Source organism: Streptomyces sp. MZ04, assembly GCF_004684775.1.
Classification (GTDB): domain Bacteria; phylum Actinomycetota; class Actinomycetes; order Streptomycetales; family Streptomycetaceae; genus Streptomyces.
The window spans coordinates 1-4,595 of record NZ_SRIC01000442.1 but is presented as its reverse complement, the minus strand read 5'-3'; the positions used below and the strand labels follow the sequence as shown (position 1 = coordinate 4,595).

Annotated in this window: 2 protein-coding genes and 1 pseudogene; all 3 read left to right on the top strand. The window is 72.6% G+C overall.

The features are described from left to right. A pseudogene (locus E2651_RS41395) lies at positions 1-1,511 on the top strand (serine/threonine protein kinase); the annotation flags it as partial. 228 nt (positions 1,512-1,739) lie between these two features. Then, positions 1,740-3,464, top strand: a complete 1,725-nt coding sequence (locus E2651_RS41390; protein ID WP_135336425.1) for a serine/threonine-protein kinase — start codon at positions 1,740-1,742, stop codon at positions 3,462-3,464. A 93-nt stretch (positions 3,465-3,557) separates the two neighbouring features. After that, positions 3,558-4,595, top strand: a 1,038-nt coding sequence (locus tag E2651_RS41385) for a serine/threonine-protein kinase (protein WP_135336424.1), incomplete at its 3' end; no start/stop codon positions are given.

The following is a 4,595-nucleotide window of genomic DNA, read 5'->3' as shown; positions in this document are numbered from 1 at the left end:
CCCCCGATTCCGCCCCCAACTCCGGCAGTTCCGGGCACACCTACTGGGACGCCCTCGTCGCCGAGCGCAGCGGTGCGCGGCGTGGGCCCGGTACCGCGTTGGCAGCCGAGCGGGCCCGGCACGCGCGGATGACCGTGGTCGGGGCCGTCACCGAGCGGTGGGCGCCCGAGCAGGCCGGGCCCGTGCACGAGAACTGGCAGCTTGCCGCGCCCATCGGGCCCGCAACGGACCTGTGGGCGCTTGGCGCACTGCTGTTCCGTGCCGTGCAGGGGCATGCGCCGTATCCGGAAGAGAGCACGTTCGAGCTCGTCCAGCTGGTCTGCGCCGAGCCGCCCGCCTTCGCCGAGGAGTGCGGTCCGCTCCGGCCCGTCGTCGAGTCGCTGCTGCGGCAGGACCCCACCGAGCGGCTCGACTTCGAGGAACTGAACGGCTGGCTGCGGTCGTTGGTCCGTTCGGCGCCCGAGCCGGAGGCCGGTGCGAACGTCGTGCCCGCGCCGCCGTTCGACGCCCGACGGCTGCCCGTCATACGCCGCCGCGGCGAGATCGTGCGCAGGCGCCGCGCCGCCGCTCAGGCCGCCGCCGTGTCGCGGCAGAACGGGCGGCACAAGCACAAGGCCAAGGACAAGGCAAGGGACAAAGCCAAGGCAAGGGACAAAGCCAAGGACAAGGACAAGGCCAAGCGGGGGCGCGAGAGCCGGGCGGCGATGCCGGCGGCCGCTCCGCCGCCCAGACGCGCCGCCCCTCAGCGGCAGCCGCGAAGCAGCGCGGGACAGCCGCGCTCCCTGGGGCGCCTACTGCTCCTCCTCATACTCGTCGGCCTCGTCGCGGCAGTCGCGTACGCGATGGTCTTCATGCCGAAGTCGGGGGAGTCGGAAGGCGGCGACGGCGAGCGTGCCGGTTCCGCGGGAGAGGTCGGCAGCAGCCAGGCGCCGACGGCGGACAGCAGCTCCAGCGCGCGCCCCGGCCAGGACGGAAAGCCGGGCGACTCCGGTGAGCCGAGCGACAAGCCGGAGAAGAGCCCGAGTTCGGAGCAGCCGCAGACCAGCGGGCCCGAAGTGCCGCAGGGATTCACGCTCCGCAAGGACGCCGAGGGCTTCCGGGTGGCCGTAGCCAGCGGCTGGGACCGGCAGCCCAAGAACGGGCGCGGGCAGGTCCTTTACACTCACGGCGACTACCAGCTGATCGTCGTGCCGGGGCGGGACGGCACGGACGAGTACGGCAGCGATCCCATGAAGTACCAGCGGGAGCACGAGCGGGAACTGCAGCCGTTCCGGGACTCGACCTGGGCCACGTCCGGCGGGATGCGCAGCGTGGACGTGGGCGGGCGGACCATGGCCGAGGGGCAGTTCACCTGGCAGGACGCGGAAGGGCGCGAGATCTTCGTACGCAATCTCGCGATGTCCGTCGGCGGAAAGTACCACGTCGTGCAGCTCCGGGGACCCGAGGCCGAGCGGGACGAGGTGACGCGGCTCTTCGAGCAGGCGTCGGCGACCTACCAGGTCGCGGACTGACCTGTCAGGTCGCGGACTGGCCCTTCAGGTCGCGGACTGGTCCTTCAGGCAAGGAAGTTGACTGCCCGTGACCGGCACTTTCGGGTGCCCGGCCGCTGCGCAAGGCGGCGCGCCCACACGCGTGAAGCGTCACAGTGCGATCTCCGTGCACCCCCGAAGGTTCCCTGTACGCTGCCCTCTCCCTAATCTTGGCCCTGTCAAGACCAATGATGGGGAATCGTGAATCAGATGCAGGGCCTGCTCCTCGCGGGCCGCTACCGGCTCGGTGAGTCCATCGGGCACGGTGGCATGGGACGGGTGTGGCGCGCGCGGGACGAAGTCCTGCACCGGGCCGTCGCCGTCAAGGAGCTGACGGCCGCGCAGTGGGTGCAGGAGGCCGACCGCGCGATCCTCTTCGCTCGCACCCACGCGGAGGCGAGGGCCGCCGCCCGCATCAACCACCCCGCCGTGGTCACCGTCCACGACGTCCTCGAGTACGACGAGCGGCCGTGGATCGTGATGGAGCTGGTCGAGGGCTGTTCCCTCGCGGACGCCGTCAAGGAACGGGGCCGCGTCGAACCGCTCGAGGCCGCCCGCATCGGCCTGTGGACCCTGAAGGCCCTGCGCGCCGCGCACGCCGCCGGGGTCCTGCACCGCGACGTGAAGCCCGGCAACGTACTCCTGGCGGACGACCGGCGCATCCTGCTCACCGACTTCGGGATCGCGGCGATCGAGGGGGACACGACGATCACGCGGACCGGCGAGGTCGTCGGTTCCGTCGACTATCTGGCGCCCGAGCGGGTCAGCGGCGCCGACCCCGGGCCCGCTTCCGACCTGTGGGCGCTCGGCGCCACGCTCTACACGGCGGTCGAGGGGAACTCTCCCTTCCGGCGTACGTCGCCGCTGGGCACCATGCAGGCCGTGGTCACCGAGGAGCCCGCGCCGCCCGAGCACGCGGGCGCGCTCGCACCCGTCATCAGCGCTCTCCTGCGCAAGGACCCGGAGGCCCGGCCCACCGCGGAGGAGGCCGAGCTGATGCTCGCCGAGGCGGCGGAGGGGCGGCGGCCGAGCGGGGCGCAGGCGTACGTTCCGACGCAGGTGCACGCGACCGGGCGGCAGCCGGTGCAGCACGAGCCCATGCAGCAACAGCCGGTGCAGCACGAGCGCATGCAGCAGCAGCCGGTGCAGCACGAGCCCATGCAGCAGCAGCCGGTGCAGCAGCGGCCCGTGCCGCAGGCCGCCTACTCGGCAGAGGCGGGGACTGCCGTCCATGGCGCGACGGGAGCGGCCGCCCACGGACACGGCAGCTCCGGCACGTTCGTCCACAGCGGCCACCCCGACCACTCCCACCGCCCCCAGAAGCGCCGCAAGTGGCCCGTGATCGTCTCCCTGGTCGCCGCCGCCGCACTGCTCGGTGGCGGCGGAGCCGCCGCGTATCTGTACCTCGGGGACGGCAAGCACGAGGCCAGTACGCAGTCGGGGGACGGGGATCCCGGCAAGGCCGTCGGCGGCATCCCCGCCGACTGGCCGCGGGTCAACGACCCCGAAGGCTTCAGCCTCAGGCTGCCCAAGAACTGGGCACGTGAGATGGACGGCAACCAGATCGACTACACGCCGGACCACGGACGCCATTTCGTACGCATCAGTGTCGACCGCAAGACGGCGTGGGAGAGCCCCTACCTGCACCAGCTCGACCTGGAGAAGAACCTGAAGGTCAAGCTGCCCGCCTACAAGCGGCTGCAGCTGGACTCGAACACCTACCGCGACCGGCCCGGCGCCCTCTGGGAGTTCAGCTGGACGGCGGGGGCGAACGACACGACGGCGGGAAAGCGCCGCGCCATCTCGCAGTCGTATCTCAGCCGCGACGGCATCGAGTACGTGGTCTACATGTCCTCCCCCGCCGAGGACTGGGACACCGCGCGGCAGCAGTTCGACGCGATCCTCCGGAGCTTTGGCGAGAAGCCGGTCAACTAGGCGCGCACGAGGCGGGCGGTGCGGGCGGCCGGAACCAGTCCGCCGCCCGGGCCCGCAGGGTCCGTGCCCGCACGGGTGGGGCATGATAGCCGCATGGGGAGCGTGGGGGACAACGCCCGGGTCATAGCTGGCCGTTACCGCCTTGAGGCGCGGCTCGGCCGGGGCGGCATGGGCGTGGTCTGGCGGGCCACCGACCAGTTCCTCGGGCGCCAGGTCGCCGTCAAGGAACTCGCCCTCGACGAGACGCTCTCCGATGCCGAGGCGCTGCAGCAGCGCGAACGCACCCTGCGCGAGGCGCGGGCGGCCGCGCAGCTCAGGCATCCGCACATCATCGTCGTACACGACGTGGTGGTGCAGGACGAACACCCTTACATCGTCATGGAGTTGATCGAGGGCGGCTCGCTCGCGGGGCGGATCTCGAGGTCCGGGCCGATGGACGCGCGGACGGTGGCCCAGATGGGCATCGACCTGCTCGGCGCGCTGCGTGTCGCGCACGCCGCGGGGGTGCTGCACCGCGACATCAAGCCCGCGAACGTACTCCTGGAGGAGGCGACCGGCCGCGTCGTCCTCACCGACTTCGGCATCGCGCAGGTCAGCGGGGCGACGACGCTCACCGAGACCGGGTCGTTCGTGGGCTCGCCCGAATACACCGCGCCCGAGCGGATGTCGGGCGAGACCACCGGGCCCGCGTCCGACCTCTGGTCGCTGGGAGCGCTCCTCGTCGCCGCGCTGACCGGGGAGTCGCCCTTCCGCAGGGACTCGATCGGCGGTGTGCTGCACGCCGTCGTCTTCGACGAGATACGCCCGCCGCCCGCCGCCGCACCGCTGCTGCCCGTCGTACTCGGCCTCCTGGAGCGCGATCAGCGGCGGCGCTTCGACGTGGCGGAGGCGGAGCGGCTGCTTCGGCTGTACGTCGACACGGGGCGGATGCCGTCGACGGCGGCGGGCCGGGCGGGCGGTCAGCCGTCGGCACTGCCGGCCGGCTACACGCCGACCCGGCGCGACCTGCCGGTGCGTCCGCCGGTGGGGCCTGCCGCGCCCTTCCGGGGGCGTCGCCGCGTGATGCTGATCGCCGCCGCGCTGGTGGCCGCCGTGGCGGGGGCCGGGGTGTCGGCAGCCGCGCTCCTGATG

Bases quoted from the DNA above. Each gene is read 5' to 3' on its own strand.
- E2651_RS41390 (WP_135336425.1), top strand. From the start codon at position 1,740: ATGCAGGGCCTGCTCCTCGCGGGCCGCTACCGGCTCGGTGAGTCCATC.